This is a genomic window from Aerococcus sp. HMSC10H05, assembly GCF_001806975.1.
GTDB classification, from domain to species: Bacteria; Bacillota; Bacilli; order Lactobacillales; family Aerococcaceae; genus Aerococcus; species Aerococcus viridans_B.
The window spans coordinates 28456-45900 of the sequence record NZ_KV786949.1; the positions used below are offsets into that span (position 1 = coordinate 28456).

At 37.8% G+C, this 17445-nt stretch carries 13 protein-coding genes and 2 tRNA genes; 4 read left to right on the forward strand and 11 right to left on the reverse strand.

All coding sequences use genetic code 11. The features are described 5' to 3' along the window. Positions 1-212: 212 nt before the first annotated feature. The 6 genes from HMPREF3116_RS01185 to HMPREF3116_RS01210 form a co-directional block, all read right to left on the reverse strand. Positions 213-995: an SDR family NAD(P)-dependent oxidoreductase gene (locus tag HMPREF3116_RS01185; RefSeq protein ID WP_070467073.1), complete on the reverse strand. Its 783-nt coding sequence runs from the start codon at positions 993-995 to the stop codon at positions 213-215. A 130-nt stretch (positions 996-1125) separates the two neighbouring features. Next, complete coding sequence (locus HMPREF3116_RS01190; RefSeq protein ID WP_070467075.1) at positions 1126-2010, reverse strand: VOC family protein; 885 nt, start codon at positions 2008-2010, stop codon at positions 1126-1128. Positions 2011-2118: 108 nt separating this feature from the next. Beyond that, on the reverse strand, positions 2119-3255 hold the full coding sequence (locus HMPREF3116_RS01195) for a mannitol-1-phosphate 5-dehydrogenase (protein ID WP_070467077.1): 1137 nt from the start codon (positions 3253-3255) through the stop codon (positions 2119-2121). Then, a complete protein-coding gene (locus tag HMPREF3116_RS01200) occupies positions 3256-3699 on the reverse strand; it encodes a PTS mannitol transporter subunit IIA (protein WP_070467079.1) in 444 nt (147 codons plus the stop codon). It abuts the gene before it with no gap. Positions 3700-4057: 358 nt separating this feature from the next. Continuing rightward, positions 4058-6124: a BglG family transcription antiterminator gene (locus tag HMPREF3116_RS01205; protein WP_070467082.1), complete on the reverse strand. Its 2067-nt coding sequence runs from the start codon at positions 6122-6124 to the stop codon at positions 4058-4060. 42 nt (positions 6125-6166) lie between these two features. Next, the gene (locus HMPREF3116_RS01210; protein ID WP_070467084.1) at positions 6167-7978 is read right to left on the reverse strand and encodes a PTS mannitol transporter subunit IIBC; all 1812 of its coding nucleotides are present in this window, start codon (positions 7976-7978) and stop codon (positions 6167-6169) included. A 189-nt stretch (positions 7979-8167) separates the two neighbouring features. Between HMPREF3116_RS01210 and HMPREF3116_RS01215 the strand changes: the two genes are divergently transcribed. Beyond that, the gene (locus HMPREF3116_RS01215) at positions 8168-8875 is read left to right on the forward strand and encodes a glucosamine-6-phosphate deaminase (protein ID WP_070467086.1); all 708 of its coding nucleotides are present in this window, start codon (positions 8168-8170) and stop codon (positions 8873-8875) included. 136 nt (positions 8876-9011) lie between these two features. Here the strand turns inward: HMPREF3116_RS01215 and glmS are convergent, their stop codons facing one another. The 5 genes from glmS to HMPREF3116_RS01240 all read right to left on the reverse strand — a co-directional run bounded on the left by glmS (position 9012) and on the right by HMPREF3116_RS01240 (position 13565). Then, positions 9012-10823: a glutamine--fructose-6-phosphate transaminase (isomerizing) gene (gene glmS / locus HMPREF3116_RS01220; RefSeq protein WP_070467087.1), complete on the reverse strand. Its 1812-nt coding sequence runs from the start codon at positions 10821-10823 to the stop codon at positions 9012-9014. Positions 10824-11293: 470 nt separating this feature from the next. After that, complete coding sequence (locus HMPREF3116_RS01225; RefSeq protein WP_070467089.1) at positions 11294-11953, reverse strand: LysM peptidoglycan-binding domain-containing protein; 660 nt, start codon at positions 11951-11953, stop codon at positions 11294-11296. 573 nt (positions 11954-12526) lie between these two features. Further along, positions 12527-12598, reverse strand: a tRNA-Gln gene (locus HMPREF3116_RS01230). Positions 12599-12604: 6 nt separating this feature from the next. Further along, positions 12605-12685: transfer RNA gene (locus tag HMPREF3116_RS01235), tRNA-Tyr, on the reverse strand. 115 nt (positions 12686-12800) lie between these two features. Next, positions 12801-13565, reverse strand: a complete 765-nt coding sequence (locus HMPREF3116_RS01240) for a pseudouridine synthase (protein ID WP_070467092.1) — start codon at positions 13563-13565, stop codon at positions 12801-12803. Positions 13566-13700: 135 nt separating this feature from the next. Between HMPREF3116_RS01240 and cdaA the strand changes: the two genes are divergently transcribed. From cdaA to glmM, 3 genes are all read left to right on the forward strand, one after another. Beyond that, positions 13701-14552 (forward strand): diadenylate cyclase CdaA, encoded by an 852-nt coding sequence (gene cdaA / locus HMPREF3116_RS01245; RefSeq protein ID WP_070467094.1) that lies wholly within the window; start codon positions 13701-13703, stop codon positions 14550-14552. Then, positions 14545-15855: a CdaR family protein gene (locus tag HMPREF3116_RS01250; RefSeq protein ID WP_070467095.1), complete on the forward strand. Its 1311-nt coding sequence runs from the start codon at positions 14545-14547 to the stop codon at positions 15853-15855. The genes cdaA and HMPREF3116_RS01250 overlap by 8 nt, the downstream gene beginning before the upstream one ends. A gap of 141 nt (positions 15856-15996) precedes the next feature. Further along, positions 15997-17361 (forward strand): phosphoglucosamine mutase, encoded by a 1365-nt coding sequence (gene glmM, locus HMPREF3116_RS01255; protein ID WP_070467096.1) that lies wholly within the window; start codon positions 15997-15999, stop codon positions 17359-17361. Positions 17362-17445 lie beyond the last annotated feature (84 nt).

Sequence of the window (17445 nt, forward strand, 5' to 3'; positions counted from 1 at the left end):
GTACTGGACCAAAAGACGAACAATAACGAAATGTTATTGGAGACATTTCGGAAGTATCGGACAATTCTGACTTTTGGAACCCAATTATAAATGTTCTTATATAGTAAAGAGAGGCTGAGACATTTTTGTCCCAGCCTCTTCTACTTTAGGTCGTTAATCATACTAATCTAAACATTTATTCTTCTACAAAGCCCGTTACCCGTAAAACATATTTACATTACAGAAGCGGCGCCACCATCAATGTTGAGTGCCACACCTGAAATATAAGAAGCTGCATCAGACACTAAGAACGTAATAGCATTGGCAGCTTCCACCGTTTCACCAATACGACCTAAAGGTGTATTCGCTGATTGGCTTTTAGAAAATTCTTCCCAAGTTTGATCAGGCGCATTATCTTGCCAACGTTTCTCGATTTGTTCACTGCGCACTAAACCAATAGAAACAGCATTCACACGAATATTATACTGACCTAATTCCTTACTCAATTCCTTTGTTAAGCCAAGACCAGCAGCACGGCTAGTTGACGTTGGTAATGAATTGGCTGGAGGTGTCTTACCTGCTATAGCGGTTAAATTCACTATAGCTCCTGAATTTTGTTTCTTAAAATATGGCAATACTTCACGGGTAAAATTCACTACACCAAATATTTTAATATTCAAGTCTCGTTGCCATTCAGCATTATCGACTGCATCGAAACTATGGGCAGATGAGCCACCCGCATTATTAATTAAAATATCAATACGACCAAATTGATCGATTGTCTCAGTAACTACTCTTTTAGCATCTTCTTCGACCGTTACGTCTCCAACGACATAATGGACTTTGCGACCGGTAATTTCTTGAATCGCTCTTTGCGCTTCAATGAGACGATCCTCACGACGGGCAACAATTGTCACGTCAGCCCCTTCGTTCGCTAATGACTTAGCTGTCTCAAATCCGATGCCACGGCTAGCCCCTGTAATAATCGCTACTTTTCCTGCTAAACCTAGTTCCATTGAAAGACCCCTTTCTAAATTGTATTTCTATATATATTATAATAGAAATATTTTTAAACCAAAATAAAACCCCTTACAATCAAGAAGACCCATGTCACAATAGACACAGGTCTCACTTCCGCATTGCTTATTAACCGATACCAAATTTGGCATTTTCTAAACTGGCTACATTCATTTTTTTCATTTTAAATAATGCTTCTAGTACCCGTTTCTTTTGTGCTTCAGTAGCTGTTTCCATGATTTGTAAATAGGCTTGTGGCACTATTTGCCAAGAAATACCATGATGATCTTTCAACCACCCCATAGACTCAGCTTCTTCGTCAGCTGATAATTTTTCCCAATAGTAATCTACTTCTGATTGCGCACCAGCAACGATTAGGAAGGAAATCGCTTCAGAAAATTCTTCATCACTACCAAATCCATGGTCCATAAAGACTAATTGTTGGTCGCCAACATTTAACTCGGCATACTTCACTTTAGCACGCGCATCTTGAGTTTCATCTTCTTGGTAATAATGGATTTGACCTGGCGCTGCCTTTTGAAAAATCGTTGCATAATCCTTTAAAGCTTGCTCTGCTTGACCACAATATTGACCAGCAAATAATAGAGATACACGGATTTTATGATTTTTAGGCACATCCGGTGCCAACATAATTTGCCATGATAAACCAAATTGATCTTCTACCCAAGCATAGCGTTCGCTAAACGGGTAAGTATCTAAAGGCATCAAGTCTTTTCCACCTTTTGCCAATTTAGCGTATAAAGCATCTACTTCTTCGGCAGTATCTAGCGATACCATCAAGGAGAATGAGGGATTCATTTTAAAATCAGGACCCCCATTAAAAGCTGCAAATGCTTGATTTTCGATCGTAAAATCGTAAGCTACAGTTTCACCTTTAGGCATTGGGTAATGGATTTCACGAGTAATCTCACTTTGGTCAAAAATTTTAGTATAGTATTTAACTGCTTCTTCAGCTTGGTCGTTGAAACATAATTGGATCGCAATTTGTCGCATATTTATCGCTCCTTCAACATTGGATTCTTCCAACACTTATAAGTAAAGAATAAGCTAAAAATCACTGAATGTCGAATAAAAACGGCTAAACTTTTTACCAAGAAGCAATTATTGAACCTTGCCTTCAATTTCAGCTATTAAATCTACATCTTCAAGACTAGTAACCGTTTGAATCACTTGGTTAAGTGGTTGTTCTGCCAACATTTTTTGCAACTCTTGACTTTGTTCGTCTCCTGCATCATTATATTCAAAGATATAAGCTACAGTTGACAGCAAAGCATCGTAAGTTAAGCCACGTTCTTTTGCCTCACGAATTGGACGTATAAAACGTTCATCATAGCCTAATTTTCTAATCGGTGTACGAGCAACACGGGTGATGGCGTCAGAAATGTGGCTATTTTGGAAACGTCCCACAATTTTATTGACATAAGCTGCATGTGCTTCTTGGTCAAATCCCCATTTTTCAACTAATAAAGCCCCTGTTTCTGCTAAGACAGCTTTTAATTGTTGTAAGACTTTTTCATCTTCTAGCGCTTGATCAATAGTTTCATAACCAAAGTGTTTACCAGTATAAGCTGTTGTAGCATGCCCTGTATTCACTGAGAATAATTTACGCTCAATATAAGGCAGTAAATCATCTACGTATAATACACCGTCAAGTTCGATTTGAGTTCCTTTCATATTCGTTTTGTCAATTACCCATTCGCTGAAAGGTTCAACTGATACAAACAATGGATCTTCATGACTTTGCATAGGCACAATACGGTCAACCGCTGCATTGGGGAAACCAATATATTGGTCAACGTAAGCACGGTCCGCATCATCGAAGTAAGCAGATACTTTTTCATTTAAGAAGTCTGTTCCACCAATCATGTTCTCACAAGCAATAACATCCATTGGACGTGTATCGTCATTTTCTCGACGTAATTTAATCCCATTAGCAATTAATTCAGCAATGTAAGGTAGGATATTAGGCCCAATAGCTGTGGTCACAATATCTGCTTCAGCTACCGCTTGAGACACCGCTTCGGGATCTTTTCCGTTATTTATACCACTGAAATCAGTAACAGTTAAGCGTTGATGGGCATCATCAGCATATTCAATTTTATAACTATCACGGGCGTTTAAGGCATCAATTAACGTTTCATTAATATCTACAAAAGTGATGTCAAAGCCATTCTTATGTAAAATTTCACCTATAAATCCACGACCAATATTACCAGCACCAAAATGTACAGCTTTCATTTACGCTTCAACCTCCTTCAACATATCAATCACTTCTTCAGCCGTTTTTGCATCTCCTAGACGCACAACATTAGCTACGTCAGAACAGAAGACTGCAATTTTAGATAATAAATCTAAATGGTCATCGCCCACACCAGCAATCCCGAAAACAGCCAAAGCCAATTTTTCTTCCTTACCATCCTCAGAGAAATCGATACCCTTTGGTACTTGCACGAAAGAAATTGCCGTATGATTCACGTGGTTTTTACTCTCATCTGTACCGTGTGGAATAGCTACAAAATTCCCCATATATGTTGATACAATACGCTCACGCGCTATCATGGCCTCTACATAATCCGCATCAACCGCACCGTCTTGAACCAATAATTGGCCAGCAGCACGAATGGCTTCCTCTTTTGAAGAAAATGTATTGTTTAACTGAATTAACTCTTTTTTCAATTCCATTCAATCACATCCTTTTATGATTTTGTTTGTACCTGTGGTTATATTTACTTTAGTCGGGTTAGACGTTCACACCCTTTAGTTGAGATCCAAATGTCAGACTCGTGCCACTTCAGGATTAGACTACGCGATTTTTAATCACTTCGTCTAATCCTTCCAGTTTATGAGCGAGTTAGTGCTTTAGCGCTTACTCGCTTAAATGCGTCAGAAGTTACGAGTCTAAACGCCCTGTCTCACACCCTGTTCAGTCGGGTTCGTCAGAGCAGCCAGGTGTCCGCTTCAGAAATAGCTTGCGTGATGTGCCATCACTACACCTATTTCTTCCACCGTCTCCTGGCTGAACGCTCTGTCTCACACCCTGTTATTCAAATGTTGTGGTTTCTTCTACAAATAGTGCACTCAGTAATTGTAAAACAATGGCTTTTGTGCCACTCTTATAAATCTCCGTATTCAAATCGTTATCAATAATAGAAGATGATATCTTACCTAACAACAATTCATTTTCCCAGGATAGTGGTTCGGGGGCCAATAATAATAAGATTCTTTTTAATTCAATTGTCATTCGGTCCATTCCCAAGATTTCAAAAGGTTGGTCTAGTTCATAAATAGAGAAGAAAGCTTCCTTTACATGTGGATTCGTCGAGTGGAATAAGGCAATATTTGAATGCGGAATCCCAATAGGCGCTTCCAAATAGCGTTCAACCACTCGTTTTGTCACTTGATTTGGATCATCTACTATCTGCTTGGACAAGCTCTTGATAATTTGTAATAAGCTCGCTTCAATTGTTTCCCTAGATTGGACTTGGTGAATATCAAATTTTTCTAGAATCTTATTGGCTGTATTCACTAATTGATAAAGCCGTTCAAACTGCATATCAGCTAACCCATGTGTCTGTTGACTCGATTGCGTTCGTTCTTTGGTTTGTGATAAGCGCTTAATTTCCTGTCGAATTGCCATAATTTCATCATCCAATAGTAGGGGAGATATCACTTGATAAGGATAGTTAAATCCAGCTAAGAAACTAGTGGATAAAATCAAATCATACTGATCATAATCCACCTTCGACATCTGCGAAACTTTCACAATATCTACCTGCTTCACTTCCGGAATCTTATTGGAAAAACGACTTTCTAAGATTTTGCTAGTCCCGAACCCACCAGCACTCAAGATAACAATTTTTAAATTACGTGATATCGGCTGACGTTCAATAGACGAAGCATAATGAATAATGATATAAGCCGTCTCTTCTTTTGTAAAAGTTACATCCCGAAAAACTTCCTTTAAAGAATGGTCTACTGCTTCATGCAGATTAGGATAGCCCGCAATCATCTTATCTAAGATTATATCATCACTTGAAATTGCTTGATCTAAACGCTTTAAAGCTGCATTTAAATGCGTCAATAAATCTTCAAACAAACGATTGTCCTGTCTAAAGTCATAACCGGTTTTAGTAGATACTTTTCTCGTTAGTTCCGCTACACGGTAGGATAACTCCGTATCAAAGTTATTGGAGAAAATATTTTGTGGACGATTAAAATTCATCCCTTCCAATTGACGCGCAAACATATGACGCTCATTGAAATCAATCACTAGTTTCATTTCTTTGGCAATAATCTCATACATCTGATGCGATAGCCGGATGAAATGACTGGACTGGTCTTTCACTAGAACTTCACTATAAATATTATGCCCTTTTTGGATACGAAAAATATTCACCATAAAACTGATGATAATTGTCTTTAATTGGTTATCTGGTAAGTTAGACAACTTATGATGAATCGCATCTGACTTAAAGACCTTATGTGCCATTTCATATATCTCTCTTGGTATTAATTGAATGAAAAAAGCGTCCTCTGAATGAGGTAACTGATTTTCTTCAGACATTTGATTAAAATAAAGAAAGAAATCAATTTCTTTAATATTGTAATCTAAGAGATTCACGATTAATTGGCGAATAACTGTTTCCTCGCCTTGAACTGTTAAGTCAGCGTGACTAAACGTTTCAATTTGGATATCATACTCACTAAGACTTGATTTTACACTAGCCATATCAGTATTCAATGTCCGTGTACTCACAGAAAAATCATAGGCCATAGCATCAACTGTACTTAAACCTTGACCCAATAAAACCATTAAGGCAATCGCATTTTGTCTTTGAGCCTTAGATAAATCACCATAAGGATGCGCATTGATATGATCACTCAATGCAGCTTTATCCTCATCGCTACCAATTAAGTAATAACCTTCATTTCTCGGCTTATCTAACCGCAAGTTGAGTGGTCTAAGCGACGCTTCAATATGGCTAATTTCACGATACACTGTGCGTTTGCTGATATCGAGTTCCTCTTGAATATCTTGCTGCGTCACACCTTTTGGGTATGCCAATAATAAATTCAAAATACTCTTTTCTCGCTCTGTAAAATACACTTCAATCGCTCCTTAGTCAAAATCTACCTGTTATTGATATGACTAATTTACCTTATCTAACAACTTGCTGTATTGGTTTTGCTCATAAAGTTTTATCACTTCTTCAAATTGAGCTTTTGGTGCAACTTCTTTTGCTGGTTTAGCAGTGTCCGCATCAACAATAATCAAAGTTTGCGGATTATTTTGTAATTGTGCAAATGGCACTGCTTCAGCTAAAAGGTCAGATCCCGATTTCTTCAATTCATTACGTAAGTTTGAAGCTGCCATAACTGAAGCTGATGGTTTATCTTCATGGAAAGGCACTTGAATTAAAGCTACATTTGCATGTACTTCTTCTTCAACACTAGACGCATCTGCTGTTTCAGCTACTGGGCTTGCTGCTTCTTGAGAGGCTGCTTGCATTTCACCTAAGATTTCATCATAACGGTCACCGTCTAGGAAATTCCCCACAGATACGTGAGATGCTAAAGGTGCTTGTCGCTTAGCTCGATCAGTTAATTCTTCTTGAGTGATCACCAGAACACCCGCTTGATTTTCTAATTTCGAAATAGCCGTATTCGTGATAGACATGTCATAACCTAATTTTTTCGCTTTCTTACGTAACAATGAGGCACCCATGGCACTAGATCCCATACCTGCGTCACATGCGAAAATAATGCTGTTAATATCTTCTGGTGCAGGAATTTCACCTTCAACTGACGCTGAGCCAGCATTTGTTTCCTCAGAAGATTGGCCTTTTGAATCTGCCTTAGCTGCTTTTGCTGCTGCTTGGCTTGCTTCAAAGTTATCTTCATCTTGTGCACGGTCCATTTTAATAATTGGCGCCGCTACTAAGAATGAAACAATTGTTGCTACTAAAACACCACCGATTACACCAATATAAGCTCCTGGTGCTGTCATGCCGATAATAGCGATCATTGATCCTGGTGATGCCGGTCCGGTTAAAGCTGCGTTTAATAATTGGAAAGTCAATGTACATGAAACCCCACCAGCAATAACTGCTAAGAATAATAATGGTTTCATCATAACATATGGGAAGTAAATCTCGTGAATACCACCTAGGAAGTGGATAAGAATCGCACCTGGTGCTGAAGATTTCGCTGAACCTTTACCAAATACTGTAAAGGCCAATAGAATACCTAGACCAGGTCCTGGGTTCGCTTCTAATAAATAAAGAATTGAACGGCCAGTTTCAGTTACTTGTTGTGAACCTAGTGGTGTTAAAATACCATGATTCAACGCATTGTTCAGGAACAAGATTTTTGCTGGTTCAATAAACACATTGGCTAATGGTAATAAGCGTCTTTGAATAATCCAGTCTACACCTGTTGCAAAGATTGTTGTCATTCCGGAAACGAACGGCCCAACAGCGTAGAAGCCAAGTAACACTAATAAGAATCCAATAATTCCGATTGAAAAGTTATTGACCAACATCTCAAAACCTGATGGGATTTTATCTTGGAACTTTTCATCAAATTTTTTAATTAGCCAACCCCCTAGAGGACCTAAAACCATTGCCCCAATAAACATTGGTACTGTTGGTTGACCTGTCACAATTTCTGATGCACCAACAACTGCACCCATAGTAGCGATAGCACCTGTTACCGCTCCGCGTTGGCCATATACCATAGAACCACCAGTATAACCGATTAAAATAGGTAATAGGTAGTCACGCATTGGACCAACTAAGTTGGCTAATGCTTCATTTGGAATCCAACCATCTGGAATGAAGAGTGCTGTAATAATCCCCCACGCAATAAATGACCCAATATTGGGCATAACCATACTGGATAAATAAGAACCTAATTTTTGAATTGACGCCTTTAAACCTGAATCTTTGGTTTTCTCCGACATAAGCGTTCCCCTCCTTTGTTTAATACACCTCTACCTTATCTAGAATCGGAACCGGTTACAATTCATTAGGCATGTAAGTTTGGCACATTTCATCATGACACTTTTTCCTTGTTCCTGTTTCGACCTTTCTATGATAGACTGAAAATAAAGATTCGATCTTGATAAAGGCATATTTTAGGAGGATTATTTATGGATATTAAGATTTTTGATACTGCAAAAGAAGCATCTAAAGAGGTTTTTCATGAATTTGAACAAGCATTAGCCAATGGTGCAACAACTTTTGGTTTAGCAACAGGTTCAACACCAGAAGACTTATATGAATATATTACAGCTTCTGATTTAGACTTTAGCGATGCAACCGCTTTAAACCTAGATGAGTATTATGGTTTATCTGCTGACCACCCAGAAAGTTACGCAACCTTTATGAATAAGCACCTTTTCAGTAAGAAACCTTTCAAAGAAACTTTCATCCCTAATGGTTTAGCAACTGATGTTGAAGCAGAGCTTGCTCGCTATAACACATTATTAGATGAACATCCAATTGATTTACAAATCTTAGGTATTGGACAAAATGCGCATATCGGCTTCAACGAACCTGGTTCTTCTCGCGAGACAAAAACACAATTAGTAGATTTAACAGACAGTACTATTCAAGCAAATGCGCGCTTCTTTGATTCAGTTGAAGATGTACCAACACAAGCCTTCTCAATGGGATTAGCGTCTATTATGCAATCTAAACACATCTTATTATTAGCTTTTGGGGAATCTAAAGCGCAAGCTGTGAAAGATATGATTGAAGGTCCTGTGACAGAAGATGTGCCTGCAAGTTTATTACAAGAACACCCTAACGTAACTGTTTATCTAGATAGTGCAGCTGCAAGTTTATTAAGTAAATAAAGACTTTAAGTTACCTTTAAAATAAAAACAAATAGTCTATGACAAACTTGACGCCAAGTCTGTCATAGGCTATTTGTTTATAAAAAGAGTAGTAGGTTTTCTCTACTACTCTTCAAAAAAGCTATATTCATCTGTTTTATTCTACTGTTACTGATTTCGCTAAGTTACGTGGCTTATCTACATCCAAACCGCGGTCTAGTGACGCATAGTATGCTAGTAATTGCGTTGGAATGACTGATACAAGTGCAGATAACAATGGTTCTACTGCTGGGATGACAATATCGTCACCTTCACGGTCTAATCCTTCCATAGAGATGATTAATGTATTCGCTCCACGAGAACGTACTTCCTCAATATTACCACGAGAGTGAGCAGCGGTATTCTCTTGAGTGATTACACCAATTACTGGCGTGCCATCTTCGATAAGTGAGATTGTACCGTGTTTCAATTCACCTGAAGCGAAACCTTCAGCTTGGATATATGAAATCTCTTTTACTTTCAAGGCAGCTTCACGACTGACTTCGTAGTCAATTCCACGACCGATGTAGAAGGCACTTGCTTTATCAGTGAATAATTCAGTCGCTAATTCATGAATTTCATCTTTATCATCAATTATTACTTGAATAGCGTTAGCGATAATTGATAATTCATATTCCATATCGAATTGCGCTTCAAATCCTAAATCACGACGTAAGGCTTCAGCTAATACAGCCATTACTGCAATTTGACCAGTATATGCTTTAGTTGATGCTACAGCGATTTCTGGACCTGCATGTAATAATAAGGTGTAATCAGCTTCACGTGATAAAGTAGAGCCTTTTACGTTTGTGATTGTTAGTGATTTATAGCCTAATTTATTCGTTTGAACCAATACTTGACGGCTATCTGCAGTCTCACCAGATTGTGTTAAGTAAATAAAGAATGGTTTTTCACTTAATACAGGCATATTGTAAGCAAATTCAGATGCGACATGCACTTCAACTGGAATATTTACCATTTTTTCAATGATATTTTTACCAACTAAACCTGCATGCATAGAAGTACCGGCACCGATAATATAAATACGGTCACTTGCTTTAATAGCGTCAATAATTTCTTGATCAACAGTCAATTCGTTATTGTCGTTTGTATATTCTTGGATAATACGACGCATTACAGCTGGTTGTTCATCGATTTCTTTAATCATGTAGTAAGGGTATGTCCCTTTATCTAAATCATTGGCGTCTAATTGTGCAGTATATGGCGCACGTTCAATGACTTCGCCAGCTAAGTCTTTAATTGTAACGTTTTCTTCAGTTAAAACAACCATTTCACCGTCATGAATTTCAACGTATTGGTCAGTTAAATCAATTGATGCCATTGCATCAGAAACGATTGTATTGAAGTCAGATCCTTTACCAATTAATAAAGGTGATTTATTTTTCGCTGCAAATACAACACCTGGTTGTGCTGAATCAATTAATGCAAATGCATATGAACCCTCAATAACGTTTAAAGCTTTCAAGAATGCTGCTTCAGCATTCAAATCTTCAGTAAGGGCAAAGTGTTCGATTAAGTTAACAGCTACTTCTGTATCTGTATCTGAGTGGAAAGTCACGTCAGATAGGTAGTCTTCTTTCATTTCACGGTAGTTTTCGATCACACCATTATGTACTAATGTGAAACGACCTGTTGAAGATTGATGTGGATGGGCATTGCGAACACTTGGTTCACCATGGGTTGCCCAACGTGTATGTCCAATACCTGTATGGGCATCTAATGACATGTCCACTTCATTTTGTAGTTTAGCGATACGTCCTTCTTGTCTAAATAAATGACCATTTTGACCATTTTCATCGACAACGTATACACCTGCTGAATCATAACCACGATACTCTAAACGCTCTAAACCGTTTAGCAATACCTCTTGAGCTGATCCATTTCCAATATAACCTACAATACCACACATGTTGCAGTTTCCTCCTAATTTGGCGACATAAAATTAGACCCTATCCATATAGGTGTCTGATCGCATTTTTTTATTTGGCTACTACGTACGTGGCGGTAATTTGATAAGACAAAATGATGGTCTAGATCATTGATTGCCTTACTTTGTTCCCACCTGTGGATTGTACAACCCCTGAATCATCCGCCGAACATTTCGATCAATTCAGTCCTCGTCACTTGCTAAGCAAGCCTGGCGCTATCCCAACAAAGCTGTTTAGGATTTTATTAAAAGTAATAGCTCTTTACATTTTATAAATGCAAAAAGTTATTGTCAACCATTTTAGATGCCAACGACTATAACTTAACCTTCTCTTAAAAAGCTATATAGGGCATCCGCTAACTATATTGTAAAAATACGAAAAAGAGCCAGGAATAACCTGACTCTTTTCTATATATTTAAATAAACATTTCTATAATAAAAGAAACTTTATCTTAGTACCAACCGTTTGCATCCCAGAAAGCTAAAGCAGCTTCCCATGAACCATAACGTTCAGCAACATATTTGTCAGCGGCAGCTTCTTGCTCAGCTGGAGATGCACCGTAAGCTACTAATGTAGGATTTAATTGGTAACGACCATAGTATTGACCGTTAGTAGCAGTGTATGATCCACCTGACTCACGTTGTGCGATGATTTCCTTAGCTGAATTGCTAGAGTATGAAGTAGTTGGAGCAGTTGTTTCTTCTGCTGGCGCTTCATAAGTAGTTTCAGTGACCACTTCTTCAGCTACATCATAAGTAGTTGCTTCTTCAGTTGTAGCGTCTTCTACTGTTACTTCGTTAACTTCACCAGTTGTTTCATCTTTTGTAAATGAAAGTTTAGTTCCCGGGAAGATTACGTTAGCGTTTTGAATGTCATTGATAGCAACTAATGCATCTACACTTACGTTAGAAGCTTTAGCGATAGCTGCTAAAGTATCACCGTATTGAATAGTGTATGAAGTCGTTGTATCATCTGTAGCTTCTAAATCAGCTGAAACTTCAGATACTGTACGAGCAGACCAAGTAGCTGCTTCTACGTTGTTGTTGTTTGTAGCGGCGAATAAACCTGCTAATGCAAATGACGTACCTAAGATAATTTTGTTCAATTTCATTGATATAATACTCTCCTTATAAGAATACTGCTTTTAAATTTATTTTTAACTGTCTGCTGTCATCTTATTGATGACAGGCTGTTTACCGCATCTATATTGTGCGACTATATTCTAGATGGACACCACCTGTCTCATCCACAAGCAATATGTTAGCACAGGCTTTTTTTTTAGTCATGTAAATCAGGTATCTGTTAAAGCCTCTTAACTGCCTTGAAATTAAATCTGGCATTTTTGAAAACGTTGTGTAAATTTGTAACATTTCTGTAACAGAATAAAGCTAAGGTTATATATATAAAGTGATAAGAGTGATGTTTTTTACAATTTATGACAAATTATTTGAAAAATACACGTTTTTATTATGAATTAAATAAACAAAACTACTCAGAAGCCCCATATATACACGTTTAAATTTGTGTCAATTCGCAATAGTTCTGTAACATAACTTATATTATTTGCGAAATATGCTGTTTAAAGATCAGATAATACAAATATTTAGATAAGCTATCAGGTATTTACGTATCTCAAATCAATAAAAAAGACCAGGCGCTCGCCTAGTCTTCTTGTTTTATATTACTGGGATAGCTGGATTCGAACCAACGAATGACAGAGTCAAAGTCTGTTGCCTTACCGCTTGGCTATATCCCAATGTAATGGAGGGAGAAGGATTTGAACCTTCGAACCCGAAGGAACGGATTTACAGTCCGCTGCGTTTGGCCACTTCGCTATCCCTCCATATATCAACGTATCCTTGAGCATTAACCTCTCAAAAATATCGTACTTAAGTAGTATATCATCAGATATGATAGATTTCAATAGTTTATTTTAAAATATTCAAGACTTTTTTACCTCAGATAATATTGGCTTCATAATGACTTTCTCTACGTCTATTATATAGAAGGAAAATATTTTTCAGATATTGTATCTCTGATTTCTTAAGTTGACGATAGTCTCCTTCCTCTAAATACCCAATACTTAACTCACCTATTTTCTCCCGAAATAAATCAGTTACTTTAACACCACAAGCAAGAAACATTTTCTTCACTTGATGACGGCGTCCTTCTAAAATGGTCACTAAAGCAGTGGAAGTTTGCAAGCTAGTCGAAATGATTTCAAGCTTTGCCGGCTTACAGATAGTCCCATCGTCGAAGACAATACCAACTTTAAATTGCTGAATCATTCTTTCATTAATTGGACCATTTACAGTGACCCGATAGGTTTTTTGGATATCAAATTTTGGTTGTTGAAAGATGTAGTGAAGCTGTCCATTATTAGTAACAAAAACTAACCCGTGGGCGTCTCTATCTAAACGACCGGTTATGGCTAAATTTCCTGGATTTTCAGTTGTTTGAATCAAGTCAATCACCGTTGGATATTGTTGGTCTTTATTAGCTGACAGATATCCTTTTGGTTTGTGTACCAAGTAATAGGTATGGCCAAAATCACTACTAATGACTTGTTGGTCTACAGTAATCACGTGCCAAGCAGGGTCAACAACTGAAGCAAATTGAGTAGTTACAACTTGATCCACAGTCACAAGACCTTTTTTTAATAGTCGCTTGCTTTCTTTTCGAGTAACTTGTTTCGCATCCATAATCAATTGTCCTAGTAACATGACATCCTTCCTTCACTCAAGATTACTTATTGCCATTATTATAAACATTTTTGGGAAATATGTCTTATGTTTCTATCGATCAAAGACTGATATGGTATACTTTATAGTGAAAAAATTAGAATGGAGGATAGACGCATGCAAATAGATTGGTCTAGTATTATTTCCTGGACAAATGTTTTCAATCTTATTGATATTTTAATTGTTTGGTTGTTTATCTACCAGCTTTTGAAGATTCTAAAGAATACGAAAGCTTTCAATATTTTAAATGGGGTTTTTATATTCTTACTGATTAAGATAATTTCCACCCTCTTCCAATTGAAGACGGTAGATTGGATCATGAATAATATCATCCAATGGTCTGTCGTTGGTGCTATTGTCATTTTCCAACCTGAAATCAGACGAGGATTAGATCATTTAGGGCAACAGTTCTTTGCTGGTAAACGTGGGGCAGGTGCCCGTAACCCGAATGAAAAAATGGTACGCGATTTAGTTGAAGCTTGCGAATATATGGGTAAACGACGGATTGGTGCTTTAATTTCCCTACAACGTTCGCAACCCTTAAATGAATACGCAGCTACTGGAATTCGATTAGATTCAGCCATCTCATCTCAATTATTGATTAACATTTTTATCCCAAATACGCCCCTACATGATGGTGCCGTGATTATTCAAGATTTAGAAATTGCTTCTGCCGCTTCTTACCTACCCCTTTCAGAGAACTCAGAGATTCCTAAAGAATTAGGGACTAGGCACCGAGCTGCTGTCGGCTTAAGTGAAGTAACAGATGCCATCACAATCGTCGTCTCCGAAGAAACAGGCGGGATTTCAATTACTGAACGTGGCGAAATTACACGCGATTTAAGTCAAGATGAACTGTATACCATACTAGCGGATAACTTTATCAATATTTCTGACGAAGAAACAAATGATAATTTCTTAACCAACTGGTTTAACCAATTAACAGGAGGTGGCAAGTCAGATGATTAATAAGTTTTACAACAATCGCATTGCCCTGTTGATTTTATCGCTAGTCCTATCGATCTTAATGTTTGTCTACGTAAAAGCTGAGCAGTATTCTGAAAATCCAGTGAGTTTCTTTCAGAATGTAAGCGAAGCAACGACAGAAACTATATATAATGTGCCTGTTTATATAGAAGGAAACGTAGATGAGTATTATGTGACTGGGTTACCTGATACAGTATCTGTTAGTTTATCTGGTCCGAAAAACTTAATTGAACAAACACTTGAAGCTGATAATTTCCGTGTCATTACGGAAGATTTAACAGATCTTGGCGAAGGGTCGCATTATATTCAATTACAATTAGATAATGTTTCAGAAGCAGTTTCTTATGAAATTTCCCCTTCTAGTGTCAATATCTCAATCGATTCCTTGCAAACTACTGAATATCCTGTTCAAGTAGAAATGTCCAATGAATCCGCTGTGGCAGATGGGTACGAAATTACAGATGTTAGCTTGAGCCAAGACAGCGTAACACTTACAGGTTCTACTTCTGATATTGAAAATGTTCGTCGTGTTTATACAGTAGTCAACATTCCTGATAACCTTTCCGAAGACTATACCACAACAGCAACTGTTATCACAGAAAATGCCAATGGTGATATCTTAAATATCAATACTGACCCAAGTGAAGTAGATGTAACCGTACAAGTTTCACCTGAAGGCGTGTCCGTACCTATTGAGGCCAATGTCATCAATGGTAGAGATGGTTATTCATATGAAACCACTATTTTAGACAATGAAAATACGATTTTATCAGGTGATTACGCTACTATAAATAATACGAATAGCGTGACAGCGACAGTTGATGTGTCATCTATTACTTCAACAACAACTATTGATGCCCCTATCGTACTACCTGATGGCGTAACAAGTGCAAACCCTTCTAGCGTCCGGGTCCAAGTAGTCCCAACTCATAACGAGTCTTCCTCAACTTCTAGTACTTCTTCAAGTAGAAGCGAAGATAATGCTAGTTCAGACACCTCTTTAAACGAGCGTGATGCAGAATCTACCACTAGTTCTGAAAATACCAGTAATAGTACAGAATCAAGCATTGAAGAAAATACCGACAGTGGTAGTGATACTGGTGAAAGCAATAGTTCTAGTAGTAGCGAGGTAAGCGTTATAACGGGGGTTAATGATCACTTGCAAAACGGTAACAGCAATGTCCAAGCTGACCAAATACATTCAACTAGCTCAGAAAGCGTCAATGGCTCTCCTAGCGCAAATATGTTTAATGGAATACTTGCTTTTTTAGCTAGTTTTTTCTAGTATTAACCAGTGTAAACTAGATTGCCTTTTTTCTAGACAAGAAATATATCTATGACTTTTGAATATAAAACAGAAAATGTTATACTATTACGAAATCGACAAGAAAATCGATAGTCACTTTCGAAAACAAAGGAGTAAATTATGAGAAAATATTTTGGTACTGATGGGGTTCGTGGTTTAGCGAATGAAGAATTAACACCAGAATTAGCATTTAAATTGGGTCGTTTTGGTGGTCACGTGTTAATGCAACATGCACCAGAAGAAGTAGAACATCCACGCGTTCTAGTTGCCCGTGATACACGTATTTCAGGACAATTATTAGAACAAGCATTAACTGCTGGTTTATTATCAGTAGGAATTGAAGTGCAACAATTAGGCGTTATTACAACTCCAGCTGTATCTTATTTAACTCGTACTTCTGGCGCAACTGCTGGTGTTATGATTTCAGCAAGCCATAACCCTGCTCCAGATAATGGGATTAAATTCTTCGGTAGCGATGGTTTTAAATTATCTGATGCTCAAGAAGAAGAAATTGAAGCTTTATTAGACCAAGAGAAAGATACTTTACCTCGCCCTTCAGCTGAAGGATTAGGAACAGTAATCGCTAACCCTGGTGCAGTTGGTAAATACCTTGAATTCTTATCATCAACTATCTCAGGTGACTTGTCAGGTATTAAAGTAGCAGTTGATGGCGCGAATGGTGCAACTTCTCCATTAGTAAACCGTTTATTCGCTGACTTAGGTACTGATTTTACAACCATGGCAACTTCTCCAGATGGTATCAACATCAACGACGGTGTCGGTTCAACACATATTGAGAAATTACAAGCCCTTGTAAAAGAAACAGGTGCTGATGTTGGTGTGGCTTTCGACGGTGATGGCGACCGCTGTTTAGCAGTTGATGAAGAAGGAAACCTTGTAGACGGTGATCAAATCATGTTCATCTGTGGTAAATACTTGAACGAACGTGGTAAATTAAATGATCATACAATTGTATCGACTGTAATGTCTAACCTTGGCTTCCACAAAGCTGTTGAAGAAGCTGGCATGAAAGCACCACAAACAAAAGTTGGTGACCGTTATGTAGTGGAGGAAATGCGTGAACATGGTTACAACCTTGGTGGGGAACAATCAGGTCACATTATCTTTATGGACTACAACAACACAGGTGACGGTCTTTTATCAGCAGTACAATTACTACATGTATTAAAAACTTCAGGCAAAAAATTATCTGAACTAGCTAGCGAAATGAAGACTTACCCACAAGAATTAATCAACGTACGTGTAACACGTGAAGGTAAAACAGAAGCAATGAACTCCGCTACTGTACAACAAGTTATTGATGAAGTGAACACAGAAATGGACGGCAACGGCCGTATCTTAGTACGCCCTTCAGGAACAGAGAACCTATTACGTGTTATGGTAGAAGCACAAACAGACGAAGAAGCATACAACTATGCAAAACGAATCGCAGACCAAGTAAGCAAAGAATTCGGCGTAGAATAAAAACAAGGTGTGACACAAACCGTTTAGAAATGAACCGTTGGAAGATTAGTGTAGTGACTGACGCAGTCAGTTACAAACTAATCT